Source organism: Xylophilus sp. Leaf220 (assembly GCF_001421705.1).
Classification (GTDB): Bacteria; Pseudomonadota; Gammaproteobacteria; order Burkholderiales; family Burkholderiaceae_C; genus Xylophilus.
In genome coordinates this window covers 665,439-682,249 of the sequence record NZ_LMKO01000001.1, presented here as the reverse complement: position 1 = coordinate 682,249, position 16,811 = coordinate 665,439, and the positions used below count along the sequence as shown (strand labels likewise).

Sequence of the window (16,811 nt, the reverse complement as noted above, 5' to 3'; positions counted from 1 at the left end):
CGAGCGGGTGGGACAATCGCGGCATGCACCCAAAAGTATTGCTCGATGCCTGCGCCGAACTTGTCAAGCGCACGCTGACCTTCGAACACCCGGCCGATGCCGTCGTTTCCCGTTTCTTCCGCGACAACCGCGGCCTGGGCCCGCGCGAGCGCGCCACCCTGGCAGAAACCGCCTATGCGGTGCTGCGGCAGAAACTGCGCTTCGAACACTTGGCCCGGTCGGGCAGCGGCCCCAAGGAGCGCCGGCTGGCGATCCTGGGCTTCCACGGCCCGCGCGATTTCCTGAAGAGCGCCCTGGCCGACCAGGAGAAGACCTGGCTCGACCAGTGCGACACGGTGACCGACGCCGACCTGATGGAGCCGCACCGCCACAACCTGCCCGAGTGGCTGGCCACGCCGCTCAAGGCGCAGGTGGGTGCCGACTTCTGGGCGCTGGCCGACAGCCTGCAGCAGAACGCGCCGCTCGACCTGCGGGTGAACGCGCTGAACGCCAAGCGCTCCGAGGTGGCGGCCGAACTGAAGAAGGCGAGCGTCAAGTCGGTCGCCACGCCGTACTCGCCCTGGGGCCTGCGGATCGAGGGCAAGCCCGCGCTCACAAAGATGGACGTCTTCGCGCGCGGCGCGATCGAGGTACAGGACGAGGGCTCGCAACTGCTGGCCCTGCTGCTGGACGCCAAGCGCGGCGAGATGGTGGTCGATTTCTGTGCCGGTGCCGGCGGTAAGACCCTGGCGGTCGGCGCGACGATGCGCAGCACCGGGCGGCTCTACGCCTTCGACACCTCGGCCCACCGGCTGGATGCGCTGAAACCCCGGCTGGCCCGCAGCGGCCTGTCGAACGTGCATCCGGCGGCCATCGCCCACGAGCGCGACGATCGGGTCAAGCGCCTGGCGGGCAAGATCGACCGGGTGCTGGTCGACGCGCCGTGCTCCGGGCTGGGCACCCTACGCCGCAATCCCGACCTGAAATGGCGCCAGTCGCCCCAGGCGGTGCAGGAACTCACCGCCAAGCAGACCGCGATCCTGGAGAGCGCCGCCCGCCTCCTGAAGCCGGGCGGCCGGCTGGTGTATGCCACCTGCAGCATCCTGCCGGAAGAGAACGAGGCGATCGCCGCGGCGTTTACCGCCACGCATGCGGACGAATTCGAGCCGGTGGATGCGGCCGAACTGCTCACCCAGCTCAAGGTGGAAAAAGCGGCATCCCTGTGCCAGGGGCCGGTGACGGGCGGCGAATACCTGCGCATGTGGCCGCACGTCCACGCGACCGACGGGTTTTTCGCGGCCGTCTGGACGCGAAAAGGGTAGTCGTCTCGCTGTCAAGATGGCCTAACGGTCATAAAGCCGTAAAAAACAGGGGGCCGACAGAACTTTAAGGCGGCAAGGCCACACTAAAATCCAGTTGCTGAATTTTTCGGCAACTTCGGGCTGCGTGCTTGCTCTGCCCGGCTCTCCTCGTCACAAGGTTTCCAGACTATGTTTCTTCCCGAATCGGCTTTTTTCAATGCAGCCATCGACTGGGTCGGCAATGGATTGCTGAACTGGTCGTGGTGGGAGATCGTGTTGTACGCCCTGGTGACGACCCACATCACCATCGTCTCGGTCACCGTCTTCCTGCACCGCACGCAGACGCACCGCGCCATGGAACTGGGTGCCGTTCCGTCGCACTTCTTCCGTTTCTGGCTGTGGATGACCACCGGCATGGTGACCAAGGAATGGGTGGCGATCCACCGCAAGCACCACGCCAAGTGCGAGACCGAGGAAGATCCGCATAGTCCGCAGGTCAAGGGCATCGACGAAGTCATGTGGCGCGGCTCCGAGCTGTACCGTGCCGAGTCGAAGAACCTGGACACGATCTCCCGCTTCGGCCACGGCACGCCCGACGACTGGCTCGAGCGCAACCTCTACACCCGCTTCAGCTGGCAGGGCGTGGGCCTGATGCTGATCATCGATGTCGCGCTGTTCGGCGGCTTCGGCGCTGCCGTGTGGGCAGTGCAAATGGCGTGGATTCCGTTCTGGGCCGCAGGCGTGGTCAACGGCATCGGCCACTTCTGGGGCTACCGCAACTTCGAGGCGCAGGACGCCAGCACCAATCTGGTGCCGTGGGGCATCATCATCGGCGGCGAAGAACTGCACAACAACCACCACACCTATCCGACCTCGGCCAAGTTCTCGGTCAAGAAGTACGAGTTCGACATCGGCTGGGTCTACATCAGCATGCTGCAGGCGGTGGGCTGGGCCAAGGTCAAGAAGACCGCGCCGAAGCTCCAGATGGGCGAAGTGAAACCGGTCGCCGACGAGAAGACGCTGGAGGCGCTGATCGCCAACCGCTACGAAGTCATGGCCGGTTATGCACGCGGTGTGCGCGACGCTTGCCGCCAGGAAATCGAACAGTTGCAAGGCCGCAAGGCCGATGCGTCGAGCCTGAAGCTGGCCAAGCGCTGGCTGCACCGCGACGCCGAGAAGGTGCCGGCGTCGGCCTTGCCGCAGATCCAGCAGGCCCGTGCCGCCCACCCGGCGCTCGACAAGATGCTGGTGATGCGCGAAGAGCTCCGCCAGCTGTGGCTCAACACCACGCATTCGCGGGAACAGCTCACTGCCGATCTGCAGGCTTGGTGCCGCCGGGCTGAGGAAAGCGGTATCGCAGCCCTGCGGGAGTTCTCGATCCGGCTGCGTGCTGCACGCGCCTGATCCCGTCCGAAACATCTGCTGCGACCGCCGCCCGTTGCTTTGCAGCAACCGGCGGCGGTTGTTTTTTGCGGCCGAGATCGCATCCGTCCGTTTGTCGCCACGGTCGGCCCGGCAGGAAAAGCTACAAAACAGTACAATGATGGCCCACAGAGTCCGTGGTCCTGGTGGCCGGCTGCTGTACGCGACGTTCCGGTGACGTCACCCCTGTTTTTGGGATTTGCGAAGCCTTTCGTTTCTGGCTCGCATCTTCCGCCAATGCCTGCTGCAATGCCGCGCCCTTTTCGCGTTTTGGGGCGTGTAGGCAAGACCCGCTGTTCGTGCTGTCCCCTCCTGCACCACGGCGCTGTTCAGATGCAGCTCGCACGTCGTACGGCGCCGGGCGCCGTATGCCCCGAATTTGCCTGTGCAACCGTGTTGCCGGGCTCCAGATCAGTCTATGCATACCAACATCTCTTCCGGCCGATACCTGATATCGCCCCTGACCCGCAAGCTCGACGATGGCTCCTTTGCCGCGTCCGTCTCCATCCGCTCCGGCCAAGGCCAGAGCACCCATGACCGCGTCATGCGGTTCTCCATGCCTTTCATGTCCAGCGCCGCGGCGGCCTGCTATGCCCTGAACCAGGGGCTCGGCTGGGTCAAGAGCCACGGCGTCGCCGGCTCGGCGCCGCTCGTGGCCTGAGCAGCCTGATTCTGTATTCAACGCAAAGGAAGCAATGTCGAAAGAAGAACTGATCGAAATGCGCGGCAAGGTTGACGAAGTGCTGCCGGATTCGCGCTATCGCGTCACGCTCGAAAACGGCCACCAGCTCGTGGCCTACACGGGCGGCAAGATGCGCCGCCACAACATCCGCGTGATCGCGGGCGATGCCGTGTCGCTGGAACTGTCTCCCTACGATCTGACGAAGGGCCGCATCACGTTCCGCCACATCGCCGGACGTCCGCCGATTTCGCCGCGCCGTTAACGGACGCTGCTGCCGAACAGGCGCAGGGCGGACAACCCGCCCTGCCAGAGCCGCCGTGCCCCGGGGTACGCGCGGTTTTCTTGCGTCTGTGCATGCTCTGGGAGCTGCCGGATGCTGGTGAAATGCGACCCGGTTTCGAGGGGTGTCAGGCTTACGATGCCGGCGCAGGGCATCCGCCAACTGCGGCCTGGCAGCAGTGTTAGGGCGTCGGGAGCGAGGCCCCACGGATCGACCGCCAACCCGGCGGTGCGCACCTGCATGCGGCCGCCGGTGCACCGGATTTCGTCGCCCGCATCGAGCGAGAGCAGGGTTTCGTGCTGCAAGGGCAGGGCGTCTGGAGAGGGGTTGAAGGTCATGGTGCTGTCCGCCGTTGGAAAGGCTCCAGCGTAGGTTTTCGCGACCGACGGCCATAGCCACAGTGCCCGCGATGGTGGTGCACAGCAGTTCCGGTTTTTCCGGCCTGTTATGGCGGCATTGGGCACTTTCTGTATCTGTTCTGGTGCGCGGTTTCGGTGCACCATCGGCGGATGTCGCTCCATGCCCTTCCAAAGCCCGTGGTCGCCGACGAACCGATCTACCGCCGACTCGCTTCGCACTACCAGCAGGCCATCGCCCAGGGCACGCTGGTCGCCGGCACGCGGATGCCGTCGGTGCGCGAACTGGTCCAGCGCCACCGCGTCAGCCTCTCGACCGCCCTGCATGTGCTGCGCACCCTGGAAGACGGCGGCTGGCTCGATGCCCGGCCGCGGGTGGGCTATTTCGTGCGTGACCAGGCGTGGGCGGCGATGCCCGCGGCACGGGAGCCCGATCTGCAGACGCTGGTGGAAGGCTCGTCTGACGCGGCGATGTTCGCCGGCGTCAACGAACGGATCTCGGTGATCCTGGACAAGGGCCGGCGTGCCTCGCCCCTGCGGCTGGACCTGGGCAGCGCGATGCCGGCGCCCGAGCTGTTCGACGCTGCGGCGCTCAACCGCCTGGCGGTCGCGTTGCTGCGCGAGCAGCCCAACGTGCTGGTACTGGGCAATTCGGCGCCCGGCACCCATCCCGACTTCCAGGCCAGCATGGCGCGCCATGCCTTGACCTTCGGCCTCAACCTGGCGCCGGGCGACGTGCTGGCGACGCACGGCAACTCGGAAGCGGTGAACCTGGCGCTGGACGCGGTGGCGTCTCCCGGCGACGTCGTCGCCGTCGAGTCGCCCACCTTTTTCGGCATCCTCCAGGCGCTCGAAGTGCAGGGGCTGCAGGCGCTGGAGATTCCCAGCAGCCCGCGCACCGGCATATCGCTGGAGGCGCTGGAACTGGCGGTGCGCAGCCAGCCGCGCCTGAAGGCGGTGGTGGTGGTGCCGCACCTGCAGATGCCGCAGGGTTCGGTGATGCCCGACGAGCACAAGCGCCGTCTGGTGGCTTTCTGCGTGGAGCACGGCCTGGCGCTGATCGAGGACGACATCTACCGCGAGTTCGTCGAGTCGCCGCAGCCGCTGCACCCCGCCAAAGCCTGGGATACCACCGGCCAGGTCATCTACTGCGCGTCGCTCAGCAAGAGCTCGGCGCCCGGCCTGCGGCAGGGCTGGATGAGCGCGGGCCGCTGGCATGCCCGGGTGCAGATGCTGAAGTTCGCCCGTACCCGCAACATGCAGAACTGGTCGCAGCTGCTGGCGGCGCGCAGCGTGGACACGCCCGCCTACGAACGGCAACTGCGCCGCATGCGGTCGCGTCTGCGGCACCAGCGCGAGAGCGCGGCCCAGGCCATCGCCCGTTATTTTCCGGTCGGCACCCGGCTCAGCCTGCCGCCGGGGGGACTGAGCCTGTGGCTGGAGTTGCCGGAGGGCTATTCTTCGCTGCGGCTGTTCGACGATGCGCTGGCCCTGGGCATCCGGACGGCGCCGGGGCCGATGTTCTCGAACACCGACCGGTACGACCGCTTCGTGCGGCTGAGCTGCGGCATGCCGTTCACGCCAGACGTCGAAGCCGCCTACCGCGACCTGGGCCGCCTGCTGCTGCAGCAGAGGTGCTGAAGATGAGCTGGGGCCCGGTCGAATCCAGCGACGGCCGGGTGGCACTCGCTCTCGCTCCAACATGAGAAAAGCCGCCGGCACATCGAAGTGCGGGCGGCTTTTTTGCAGAGAAACAGGCCGAATTACTTCAGCTTGATTTCCTTGTATTCCACGTGCTTGCGTGCCTTGGGGTCGAACTTGGTGATCAACATCTTTTCAGGCATTGTCTTCTTGTTCTTGGTGGTGGTGTAGAAGTGGCCGGTACCCGCAGTGGATTCCAGCTTGATCTTTTCGCGTCCGCCTTTGGTAGCCATGGTGTGTGCTCCTATTAGGCTTGGCCACGGGCGCGCAGGTCTGCGAGCACGGAGTCAATGCCGTTCTTGTCGATCAGGCGGAGGGCGGCGCTGGAAACGCGCAGGCGCACCCAGCGGTTTTCGGTCTCGACCCAGAAACGACGGTATTGCAGGTTCGGCAGGAACCGGCGCTTGGTTTTGTTGTTGGCGTGGGAAACATTGTTTCCCGACATCGGGCCTTTGCCCGTTACTTCGCATACGCGTGCCATGTGGACACTCCGATACTTCAAACGGCTGCCACGGGGAGTGTGGGAGCCTGACCTCGCCAGGAATGGGTGGCGGTAACCCGAAAATTTACCGGAAAGAGCCCGACTGGAAGACTGGCCGAATTCAGCAAAGCCTCGGATTATATCCCCATCAGATCGCGCCTTCCTGTTCCAGGAAACGCTGGGCGTCGAGTGCGGCCATGCAGCCGGTGCCGGCACTGGTGATCGCCTGGCGGTAGATGTGGTCCTGCACGTCGCCCGCGGCGAAGACGCCGGGCACGCTGGTCATCGTGGCGAAGCCCTGCAGCCCCGATTTCGTGACGATGTAGCCGTCCTTCATGTCCAGCTGGTTCTGGAAGATGTCGGTGTTCGGATGGTGGCCGATGGCGATGAAGCAGCCCTGCAGCGCGAGATCCTCGGTGCCGCTGCCGTCGGTGGCGCGCAGCCGCACGCCGGTCACGCCGCTCTGGTCGCCCAGCACTTCGTCGAGCTCGCGGTGGATCTTCAGCTCCATCTTGCCGGCGTTGACCTTCTCGGCCACCTTGTCGAGCAGGATCGGCTCGGCCCGGAACTTGTCGCGGCGGTGCACCAGGTAGACCTTGCTGGCGATGTTGGAGAGATACAGCGCCTCTTCGACCGCCGTGTTGCCGCCGCCCACCACGCAGACTTCCTGGTCGCGGTAGAAGAATCCGTCGCAGGTGGCGCATCCCGACACGCCGCGGCCCATGAACGCCTGCTCCGACGGCAGGCCCAGGTACTTGGCCGAAGCGCCGGTGGCGATGATCAGCGTGTCGCAGGTGTAGGTGCCGCTGTCGCCGGTGAGGGTGAAGGGCCGCTGGCTGAAATCGACCTTGCCGATGTGGTCGAAGACGATCTTGGTCTTGAATCGCTCTGCATGCTCCTGGAAACGCTGCATCAGCGCCGGGCCCTGCACGCCGTGCACGTCGGCCGGCCAGTTGTCGACCTCGGTGGTCGTCATCAGCTGGCCGCCCTGCGCCATGCCGGTGATCAGCAGCGGATCGAGGTTGGCGCGGGCGGCATAGACGGCGGCGGTGTAGCCGGCCGGGCCGGAGCCGAGAATGAGGACTTTGGCGTGCTGGGTGGTGGTCATGGTCATGTAGCGGGGGAGGGGCCGGATGCGGGGCGTCGGTCGGCGCCTCGGGCATGGCCTTCAAGTATGGCGCGCACCCCCGGATTGCCAGGGGTGCGTTTTCAATCGGGCCGATTGTAAGAAGCCATCGGCGCCCCCGCCGGGCCCTGCCGCCGTCGCCCTGCCGGCGGCAGGCCATCAGGTAAGCTCTGGAGGCCTCCTATGACGTACTCCCTCAATACCCTGAACAACTCCTCCACGCGCAAGGGCGAACCCAAGAGTCTGGCCAGCGGATTCGCCCACGAACTCGCACTGGTGGTCGGCCTGATAGCGATGGTGTTCTGGCTGATCGCGATGCTCACCTACGCGCCGCAGGACCCTGCGTGGTCCACCACCGGCGCACTCGGTGCGCCGGTCACCAACTGGGGCGGCCGGCTGGGCGCGATCCTGGCCGACACCAGCTATTTCCTGCTCGGTTTCTCGGTGTGGTGGTGCCTGGCGGCGGCGGTGCGGGCCTGGCTGGCCTCGCTCGCGCGGTGGATGCGCGGCGGCGACGCGGTGGAGCCCAAGAGCTGGAACTTCACCCGCATCGCGTTCTGGGTCGGCCTGGTGATCCTGCTGTGCAGCAGCACCGCGCTGGAGTGGTCGCGGCTCTACCGGTTCGAGGGACGGCTGCCCGGCGGCCACAGCGGCGGCGTGCTCGGCTTCATCACCGGGCCGGCCAGCGTGAAATGGCTCGGTTTCACCGGTTCGGGGCTGCTCTGCATCCTGCTGGCGGTGTTCGGCGCGGCGCTGGTCTTCCGGTTCTCGTGGGGGCACCTGGCCGAGCGGCTCGGCGGCTGGCTGTACGTGTTCTTCGAGACACGGCGCGAGCAGCGCGAGATCGCCGAGGACAAGGCGGTCGGTAAGCGCGCCGCCCGCGAGCGCGAAGAGGTGGTGATCGAGGAGCGTGCCGAGATCGACCACCACCCCCTGCGGCCGGCCGCGCCGCCCCCGCCGCCCTTCATGGTGGTGGAACCGGCGATGGCCGACGTGCCGCGCAGCGAGCGGGTGGTCAAGGAACGCCAGAAGCCGCTCTTCAACGAGATGCCCGACAGCAAGCTGCCGCAGGTCGACCTGCTCGACGGCGCGCAGGCGCGGCAGGAAACCGTCTCGCCCGAAACGCTGGAGATGACCAGCCGGCTGATCGAGAAGAAGTTGAAGGACTTTGGCGTGCAGGTGCATGTCCTGGCCGCGCTGCCCGGCCCGGTCATCACTCGCTACGAGATCGAGCCCGCCACCGGCGTGAAGGGCTCGCAGATCGTGGGCCTGGCCAAGGACCTGGCGCGCTCGCTGTCTCTGGTCTCGATCCGGGTGGTCGAGACGATTCCTGGCAAGAACTTCATGGCGCTGGAGTTGCCCAACGCCAAGCGCCAGACGATCAAGCTGAGCGAGATCCTGGGCTCGCAGGTCTACCACGAGGCCAAGTCGATGCTGACCATGGGCCTCGGCAAGGACATCGTCGGCAACCCGATCGTGGCCGACCTGGCCAAGATGCCGCACGTGCTGGTGGCCGGCACCACCGGCTCGGGCAAGTCGGTGGGGATCAACGCCATGATCCTGTCGCTGCTCTACAAGGCCGAGGCGCGCGATGTGCGCCTGCTGATGATCGACCCGAAGATGCTGGAAATGTCGGTCTACGAAGGCATCCCGCACCTGCTGGCGCCGGTCGTCACCGACATGAAGCATGCCGCCAACGGCCTGAACTGGTGCGTGGCCGAGATGGAGCGCCGCTACAAGCTGATGAGCAAGCTGGGCGTGCGCAACCTGGCGGGCTACAACGTCAAGATCGACGAGGCCCGGGCCAGGGAACAGTTCATCTACAACCCGTTCAGCCTGACGCCCGACAGCCCCGAGGCGCTCGACCGGCTGCCGCACATCGTGGTGGTGATCGACGAGCTGGCCGACCTGATGATGGTGGTCGGCAAGAAGATCGAGGAGTTGATCGCCCGCCTGGCCCAGAAGGCCCGCGCCGCCGGCATCCACCTGATCCTGGCGACGCAGCGGCCCAGCGTGGACGTGATCACCGGCCTGATCAAGGCCAACATCCCGACCCGTATCGCGTTCCAGGTCAGCAGCAAGATCGACAGCCGCACCATCCTCGACCAGATGGGCGCCGAAGCGTTGCTCGGCATGGGCGACATGCTGTACATGGCCAGCGGCACCGGCCTGCCGATCCGTGTGCACGGCGCGTTCGTGAGCGATGAAGAAGTGCATCGCGTCGTGAATTACCTGAAAGAGCAGGGCGGCGAGCCCAACTACATCGAAGGTGTGCTGGAGGGCGGCGTCGCCGACGGCGACAGCACCGATTTCCCCGGCGGCGAAGGCGATGCCGGCGGAGAGAAGGACCCGATGTACGACCAGGCGGTCGAAGTGGTGCTCAAGAACCGCAAGGCCAGCATTTCGCTGGTGCAGCGCCACCTGAAGATCGGTTACAACCGCGCCGCGCGGCTGGTCGAAGATATGGAAAAAGCGGGTCTGGTCAGCAGCATGAACGGTGCGGGCCAGCGCGACATCCTGGTCCCCTCGCGGGACGAATGAGGCCGCAGGGCCAGCTGGGTTTTTCTCCGATGCGTATTTCCTTCTTCCGCCGCAAGTCACTGGGTCGTACCATGCTTGCTGCACTTTCGATAGCAGCCAGCCAGGGCGCCGCCTGGGCCGACGGCCTCTCGGGCCTGGAAAGCTTCATGCGCGACGCCCGTAGCGGCCGGGCGGCCTTCACCCAGACCGTCACCGCGCCGGCCAAGGAAGGCCAGGCGGCGCGCACCAAGACCTCGTCGGGCACCTTCGAATTCCAGCGGCCTAGCCGCTTCAAGTTCGTCTACGCGAAGCCCTTCGCCCAGACGCTGGTGGCAGACGGCAAGACGCTGTGGATGTACGACGTGGACCTGAACCAGGTCACCGCCCGCGAGCAGTCCAAGGTGCTCGATTCCACGCCGGCGGCGCTGATCGCCTCGGCACCCAACCTGCAGGCGCTGCAGAAGGATTTCACCCTGGCGGCCGAGCCCGAGCGCGACGGCCTGCAGTGGGTGCTGGCCACGCCCAAGAGCCGCGACGGGCAGTTGCAGAGCGTGCGCGTCGGCCTCAAGGATGCGCAGTTGGCGGCGCTCGACATCGTCGACAGCTTCGGCCAGCGGTCGGTGCTGAAGTTCTCCGACGTGCAGACCAACGCGGCCCTGCCGGCCGACACCTTCGATTTCAAACCGCCCGCCGGCGCAGACGTGATCCGCCAATAAGGTTCGTGTCGGCTGCGGCAGGGCCGGGCCCGCGCCCTTGCCGCACTGCATTTAGAGGTACCCGATGGCCAAGACGCCCGCCGCTCCGGCCACCCCGCACCAACCCCTGGCCGAACGGCTGCGGCCGCGCACGCTCGGCGAGGTCATTGGCCAGCAGCACCTGCTGGGCGAGGGCATGTCGCTGCGCATCGCGTTCGAGTCGGGCCGGCCGCATTCCTGCATCCTGTGGGGCCCGCCGGGCGTCGGCAAGACCACCATCGCCCGGCTGATGGCCGATGCGTTCGACGCGCAGTTCATCAGCATCAGCGCGGTGCTCGGGGGGGTGAAGGACATCCGCGAGGCAGTCGACAGGGCGCTGGCCGCGCGCGACGGGCTGATGGCCCAGAGCACCATCGTCTTCGTCGACGAGGTGCACCGCTTCAACAAGAGCCAGCAGGACGCGTTCCTGCCGCATGTCGAATCGGGCCTGTTCACCTTCATCGGCGCGACCACCGAGAACCCGTCGTTCGAGGTCAACTCGGCCCTGCTGTCGCGGGCCGCGGTCTATGTGCTGCAGCCGTTGACCGAGGCGGATCTTCAGCAGATCGTCGCCAAGGCCCAGGCGATACAAGCGGTTCCTGCTATCGAAAAAGAAGCGGAAGACCGGCTGATCGCCTATGCCGACGGCGACGCGCGCCGGCTGCTCAACACGCTGGAGACGCTGGCGGTGGCCGCCGCCAGCGAGCAGCGCGAGACGATCGACGACGCCTGGCTTCTGCGGGTGCTCGGCGAGCGGATGCGCCGCTACGACAAGGGCGGCGAGCAGTTCTACGACACCATCAGCGCGCTGCACAAGTCGGTGCGCGGCAGCGACCCGGATGCCTCTCTCTACTGGTTCGTGCGCATGCTCGACGGCGGTGCCGATCCGCGCTACATGGCCCGCCGGCTGGTGCGCATGGCCAGCGAGGACATCGGCCTGGCCGACCCGCGGGCGCTGCGGCTGGCGCTCGACGCGGCCGAGGTCTACGAACGCCTCGGCACGCCCGAGGGCGAACTGGCCCTGGCCCAGTGCGTGGTGTACCTGGCCATCGCGCCCAAATCCAACGCGGTCTACAAGGCCTACAACGCGGCCCGCGCCTTCGTGAAGAAGGACAGCACCCGGCCCGTGCCGATGCACCTGCGCAATGCCCCCACCAAGCTCATGAAAGAGCTCGACTACGGTAAGAACTACCGCTACGCCCACGACGAGGCCGACGGTTTCGCCGCGGGCGAGCGCTACCTGCCCGATGGCATGGAGCCGCCCGGCTTCTACCAGCCGGTGGAGCGGGGCCTGGAGATCCGGATCGGCGAGAAGATGCGCGAACTGCAGCGGCGCAACGCCGTCGGCGGGCACGAGCCGGAGGCGGCCGCGCCGCCGGACGTAGAGGGAAAACCCCAGGCGTAACCGTCCGGTGGCGGGCACCCGGCCTGTCTAGAATCCGTCCCCAAACCCGCCGTGACGCATCTGCCTGGCGGGTTTTTTGCTAGCCCTTCCACAGGCCACACACCGGAATGGCTCGACGCCCTGCTACCGCGGGACACGCCACAAACGAAAGACGCTCTCTATGGAAATTTTGCTGCAGCAGATCATCAACGGTCTGGTCCTCGGCAGCATGTACGCTTTGGTGGCCTTGGGCTACACCATGGTGTACGGCATCATCAACCTCATCAACTTCGCGCATGGCGAAGTGCTCATGGTGGGGGCGCTCACCAGCTGGACCATCATCGGCCTCATGCAGGAGTCGATGCCCTCGGCGCCCGGCTGGCTGGTATTGCTCATCGCCCTCGTCATCGCGTGCATCGTCGCCGCGGCGCTCAATTTCACGATCGAGAAAGTGGCCTACCGGCCGCTGCGCAACGCGCCCAAGCTGGCTCCCCTGATCACCGCCATCGGCATGTCGATCCTGCTGCAGACGCTGGCGATGATCATCTGGAAGCCCAACTACAAGGTCTATCCGACGCTGCTGCCCACCACGCCGATCGACATCGGCGGCGCGGTGATCACACCGACGCAGGTGCTGATCCTGGGCCTGACGGCCATCTCGCTGGCGGTGCTGACCTGGCTCGTCAACTTCACCCGCCTGGGCCGCGCGATGCGGGCCACGGCCGAGAACCCGCGCGTCGCCGCGCTGATGGGCGTGAAACCCGACATGGTGATCTCCGCCACCTTCATCATCGGCGCGGTGCTGGCCGCGATCGCCGGCGTGATGTATGCCGCCAACTACGGCACCGCGCAGCACACGATGGGCTTCCTGCCCGGCCTGAAGGCCTTCACCGCGGCGGTGTTCGGCGGCATCGGCAACCTGGGCGGCGCGGTGCTCGGCGGCATCCTGCTGGGCCTGATCGAATCGATCGGCTCGGGCTACATCGGCCCGCTGACCGGCGGCCTGCTGGGCAGCCAGTACAGCGACATCTTCGCCTTCGTCGTCCTGATCATCATCTTGACCCTGCGGCCGTCCGGCCTGCTGGGCGAGCGTGTGGCAGACCGTGCCTGACCGGAGCCCCACCATGACCACTACCACCACCGCGCGCGGCGACAAGAAATTCCCGGTGATCGGCTATGTGCTGGCCGCCGTGGCCCTGCTGATCCTGCCGCACATCCTGCAGTACTTCGGCAACGCCTGGGTCCGCATCGCCGACCTGGCCCTGCTCTACGTGCTGCTGGCCCTGGGCCTGAACATCGTGGTCGGCTACGCCGGCCTGCTCGACCTGGGCTACGTCGCCTTCTACGCCGTCGGCGCCTACCTGTTCGGCCTGATGGCCTCGCCGCACCTGTCCGAGGCGTTCCCCGCCTTCCAGGCGATGTTCCCCAACGGGCTGCATGTGTCGCTGTGGTTCATCATCCCGCTCGCGGCGGTGGTGGCGGCGGTGGCGGGTGCGCTGCTGGGCGCGCCCACCCTCAAGCTGCGCGGCGACTACCTGGCGATCGTCACCCTCGGCTTCGGCGAGATCGTGCGCATCTTCCTGAACAACCTCGACCATCCGATCAACCTGACCAACGGCCCCAAGGGCATCGGCCAGATCGACTCGGTGAAGTTCTTCGGGCTCGACCTGGGCAAGCGGCTGACGATCGGCGACTACGACATCTCCTCGGTCACCCTCTACTACTACCTGTTCCTGGCGCTGGTGGTGATCAGCGTGGTCATCTGCTCGCGCCTGGCGGATTCGCGCATCGGCCGCGCCTGGATGGCGATCCGCGAGGACGAGATCGCCGCCAAGGCGATGGGCATCAACACCCGCAACCTGAAGCTGCTGGCCTTCGGCATGGGCGCGAGCTTCGGCGGCGTGTCGGGCGCGATGTTCGGCGCGTTCCAGGGCTTCGTGTCGCCCGAATCCTTCAGCCTGATGGAGTCGGTGATGATCGTCGCGATGGTGGTGCTGGGCGGCATCGGCCACCTGCCAGGCGTGATCCTGGGCGCGGTGCTGCTGTCGGCCCTGCCCGAGGTGCTGCGCTACGTCGCCGGCCCGCTGCAGCAGATGACCGACGGCCGGCTGGATGCCTCGATCCTGCGCCAGCTGCTGATCGCGCTCGCGATGATCGTCGTCATGCTGCTGCGCCCCCGTGGCCTCTGGCCCGCGCCCGACCGCGGCAAGGTGCTGCGCGACGCCCCCGCGCCCGAAGGCCCGGGCCATGTGCATCCCGGCGTGCATTCGCCGGCCGATGCGCTGCCGGGCGACGCGTCGCGCCCGATGTCGATCAATTCCTGAGCGCCGAAGGTTTCACAACAGCATGGACAACACCATCCTCGACGTCCGCGGGATCTCGAAGCGTTTCGGCGGGCTGCAGGCCCTGTCGGACGTGGGCATGAAGATCGAACGCGGCCAGGTCTACGGCCTCATCGGCCCCAACGGCGCCGGCAAGACCACCTTCTTCAACGTGATCACCGGCCTCTACACGCCCGACAGCGGCAGCTTCCAGCTGGCGGGCCGGCCCTACCAGCCGACGGCGGTGCACGAGGTGGCGCGCGCCGGCATCGCCCGCACCTTCCAGAACATCCGTCTCTTCGCCGACATGACGGCCGAAGAGAACGTGATGGTCGGCCGGCATGTGCGCAGCAAATCGGGCCTGCTGGGCGCGATCTTCCGCACGCCGGGCTTCAAGGCCGAAGAGGCGGCGATCCGCGCCCGGGCGCGCGAGCTGCTCGAGTACGTCGGCATCTACCGCTACGCCGACTACAAGGCCCGCACGCTCTCCTACGGCGACCAGCGCCGTCTGGAGATCGCCCGCGCGCTGGCCACCGATCCGCAGCTGATCGCCCTCGACGAGCCGGCCGCCGGCATGAACGCGACCGAGAAAGTGCAGCTGCGCGAGCTGATCGACCGCATCCGCGCCGACAACCGCACCATCCTGCTGATCGAGCACGACGTGAAGCTGGTCATGGGCCTGTGCGACCGGGTGACGGTGCTCGACTACGGCAAGCAGATCGCCCAGGGCACGCCGGCCGAGGTACAGAAGAACGAAAAAGTGGTCGAGGCCTACCTCGGCACGGGAGCGCACTAGATGACGCACACCCCCAGTCTGCGCGCACTGCGTGTCGCTTCGCCAACCCCCTTGCAGGGGGCGATACCGGCGGCCCGGCAGAGCCGGTTCCGCGGTATCCCTGATGTTCGGTCGCGCAGTTTCCTGCGCAGCGCCACGGAGAATTGACATGGTCGAAACAACAACGGCGCCCGCAGCGGCGGCTGCATCCCCCGACACCCGCAAGGTCCTGCTCCAGGTCAAGGGCCTGAAGGTCGGCTACGGCGGCATCCAGGCGGTCAAGGGCATCGACTTCGAGGTGCGCGAGGGCGAGCTGGTCTCGCTGATCGGCTCCAACGGCGCCGGCAAGACGACCACGATGAAGGCCGTCACCGGCACGCTGCCCTTCGTGGACGGCGACGTGGAGTACCTCGGCGCCAGCATCCGCGGCCGTGGCGCCTGGGACCTGGTGAAGCTGGGCCTGGCGATGGTGCCGGAAGGCCGCGGCGTGTTCGCGCGCATGACCATCCTCGAGAACCTGCAGATGGGCGCCTACATCCGCAGCGACAAGGCGGGCATCGCGGCCGACATCGACAAGGTGTTCGTCACCTTCCCGCGCCTGAAGGAGCGCCGCGATCAGCTCGCCGGCACGATGAGCGGCGGCGAGCAGCAGATGCTGGCGATGGGCCGCGCGCTGATGAGCCGGCCGCGGGTCCTGCTGCTCGACGAGCCGTCGATGGGCCTGTCGCCGATCATGGTCGACAAGATCTTCGAGGTGATCGCCGACGTCTCCCGCCAGGGCATGACGGTGCTGCTGGTCGAGCAGAACGCCAGCCGTGCGCTGCAGATCGCCGACCGCGGCTACGTGATGGAGTCGGGCCTGATCTCGATGCAGGGCGCCGGCCGCGACCTGCTGAGCGACCCGAAGGTGCGCGCCGCCTACCTGGGCGAATAGGGCAGGGCGCCGGGCCCGCGCCCGGTGCGGCGTGGCATTCCGGGGACTCGGTCGGACGACGACGCAGGGCGCCCGCCGCTTCGAAAGGCGGCGGGTACACTCCCGCGTTCACAAAAACGTCATCCGACTGTCATATTTCCCTGGAGACGCCATGCTGTTTGGCAAGCTGCTGCCGCGCGAAGGCAATTTTTTCGAGATGTTCAACCAGCACGGCGACCGCATCGTCGAGGCGGCGCGGGCGTTCTCCCTGCTGGTGGCGAACTACGACGACATCGGCCTGCGCCAGAAGTACGCCCAGGACGTCGACAACGCCGAGCATGCGGCCGACCGGATCACGCAGGAGGTCAACCGCGCGATCCACAAGACCTTCATCACCCCGATCGACCGCGAGCAGATCCATTCGCTGATCAACACGATGGACGACGTGGCCGACCTGATCCAGGACTCGGCCGAGACGATGGCGCTCTACGACGTGCGCCACATGACCGAGGAAATGACCCGCCTCACCGCGCTCAGCCTGAAGTGCTGCGAGCGCCTGAACGACGCGGTGCACCTGCTCGACCGCATCGCCGACGCCGGCACCGCCGAGGCCGCGCTCAAGACCTGCGAGGAGATCGACCGGCTCGAATCCGACGCCGACCGCGTCATGCGCTCGGCCATGAGCAAGCTGTTCCGCGAGGAGCCCGACGTGCGCGAGCTGATCAAGCTCAAGGCGATCTACGAGCTGCTGGAGACGATCACCGACCGCTGCGAAGACGTCGCCAACCTGATCGAGGGCATCGTCCTCGAGAACTCCTGAAGAAAGCGCAGGGGTC

Annotated in this window: 17 protein-coding genes; 13 read left to right on the top strand and 4 right to left on the bottom strand. The window is 66.7% G+C overall.

The features are described from left to right. Nucleotides 1–23 precede the first annotated feature (23 nt). From ASE76_RS03100 to infA, 4 genes are all read left to right on the top strand, one after another. Entirely contained in the window at nt 24–1,301 is a 1,278-nt protein-coding gene (locus ASE76_RS03100) for an RsmB/NOP family class I SAM-dependent RNA methyltransferase (protein WP_055834472.1), read from the top strand. A gap of 168 nt (nt 1,302–1,469) precedes the next feature. After that, entirely contained in the window at nt 1,470–2,684 is a 1,215-nt protein-coding gene (locus ASE76_RS03095) for a fatty acid desaturase (RefSeq protein WP_055834469.1), read from the top strand. A 436-nt stretch (nt 2,685–3,120) separates the two neighbouring features. Beyond that, nucleotides 3,121–3,363: a hypothetical protein gene (locus ASE76_RS03090; RefSeq protein ID WP_055834465.1), complete on the top strand. Its 243-nt coding sequence runs from the start codon at nt 3,121–3,123 to the stop codon at nt 3,361–3,363. Nucleotides 3,364–3,397: 34 nt separating this feature from the next. Next, nucleotides 3,398–3,646 carry a translation initiation factor IF-1 gene (gene infA / locus ASE76_RS03085; RefSeq protein WP_055834461.1) on the top strand — a complete coding sequence of 83 codons (249 nt, stop codon included), beginning with the start codon at nt 3,398–3,400 and terminating at the stop codon, nt 3,644–3,646. Here infA and ASE76_RS03080 read toward each other — a convergent pair. Continuing rightward, nucleotides 3,643–4,002, bottom strand: coding sequence for a hypothetical protein (locus ASE76_RS03080; RefSeq protein WP_055834458.1), 360 nt, complete (start codon nt 4,000–4,002; stop codon nt 3,643–3,645). The genes infA and ASE76_RS03080 overlap by 4 nt on opposite strands. Before the next feature lie 171 nt (nt 4,003–4,173). Here ASE76_RS03080 and ASE76_RS03075 point away from each other — a divergent pair, with 171 nt between their 5' ends. Next, complete coding sequence (locus ASE76_RS03075; RefSeq protein ID WP_055834455.1) at nt 4,174–5,661, top strand: PLP-dependent aminotransferase family protein; 1,488 nt, start codon at nt 4,174–4,176, stop codon at nt 5,659–5,661. Between the two features lie 122 nt (nt 5,662–5,783). On the opposite strand, the gene rpmG is transcribed toward ASE76_RS03075, so the two are convergent. The 3 genes from rpmG to trxB form a co-directional block, all read right to left on the bottom strand. After that, nucleotides 5,784–5,954 (bottom strand): 50S ribosomal protein L33, encoded by a 171-nt coding sequence (gene rpmG, locus ASE76_RS03070; RefSeq protein ID WP_055834453.1) that lies wholly within the window; start codon nt 5,952–5,954, stop codon nt 5,784–5,786. 14 nt (nt 5,955–5,968) lie between these two features. Next, the gene (rpmB, locus tag ASE76_RS03065; protein WP_055834447.1) at nt 5,969–6,202 is read right to left on the bottom strand and encodes a 50S ribosomal protein L28; all 234 of its coding nucleotides are present in this window, start codon (nt 6,200–6,202) and stop codon (nt 5,969–5,971) included. Between the two features lie 148 nt (nt 6,203–6,350). Next, nucleotides 6,351–7,310 carry a thioredoxin-disulfide reductase gene (gene trxB / locus ASE76_RS03060; protein WP_055835581.1) on the bottom strand — a complete coding sequence of 320 codons (960 nt, stop codon included), beginning with the start codon at nt 7,308–7,310 and terminating at the stop codon, nt 6,351–6,353. A 201-nt stretch (nt 7,311–7,511) separates the two neighbouring features. On the opposite strand from trxB, the gene ASE76_RS03055 reads away from it, so the two are divergent. From ASE76_RS03055 to ASE76_RS03020, 8 genes are all read left to right on the top strand, one after another. After that, nucleotides 7,512–9,869: a DNA translocase FtsK gene (locus tag ASE76_RS03055; protein WP_055834444.1), complete on the top strand. Its 2,358-nt coding sequence runs from the start codon at nt 7,512–7,514 to the stop codon at nt 9,867–9,869. A 71-nt stretch (nt 9,870–9,940) separates the two neighbouring features. Next, entirely contained in the window at nt 9,941–10,564 is a 624-nt protein-coding gene (lolA, locus tag ASE76_RS03050; protein WP_156362499.1) for an outer membrane lipoprotein chaperone LolA, read from the top strand. Nucleotides 10,565–10,628: 64 nt separating this feature from the next. Then, a complete protein-coding gene (locus tag ASE76_RS03045) occupies nt 10,629–11,987 on the top strand; it encodes a replication-associated recombination protein A (RefSeq protein WP_055834438.1) in 1,359 nt (452 codons plus the stop codon). Between the two features lie 160 nt (nt 11,988–12,147). Further along, nucleotides 12,148–13,077 (top strand): branched-chain amino acid ABC transporter permease, encoded by a 930-nt coding sequence (locus tag ASE76_RS03040; protein ID WP_055834435.1) that lies wholly within the window; start codon nt 12,148–12,150, stop codon nt 13,075–13,077. Nucleotides 13,078–13,090: 13 nt separating this feature from the next. Next, entirely contained in the window at nt 13,091–14,290 is a 1,200-nt protein-coding gene (locus ASE76_RS03035; protein WP_055834432.1) for an ABC transporter ATP-binding protein, read from the top strand. A 22-nt stretch (nt 14,291–14,312) separates the two neighbouring features. Continuing rightward, a complete protein-coding gene (locus ASE76_RS03030) occupies nt 14,313–15,083 on the top strand; it encodes an ABC transporter ATP-binding protein (protein ID WP_055834429.1) in 771 nt (256 codons plus the stop codon). Nucleotides 15,084–15,231: 148 nt separating this feature from the next. Beyond that, a complete protein-coding gene (locus ASE76_RS03025) occupies nt 15,232–15,996 on the top strand; it encodes an ABC transporter ATP-binding protein (RefSeq protein ID WP_055834426.1) in 765 nt (254 codons plus the stop codon). A 151-nt stretch (nt 15,997–16,147) separates the two neighbouring features. Next, the gene (locus ASE76_RS03020) at nt 16,148–16,795 is read left to right on the top strand and encodes a DUF47 domain-containing protein (RefSeq protein ID WP_055834423.1); all 648 of its coding nucleotides are present in this window, start codon (nt 16,148–16,150) and stop codon (nt 16,793–16,795) included. The last annotated feature ends 16 nt before the right edge of the window (nt 16,796–16,811 follow it).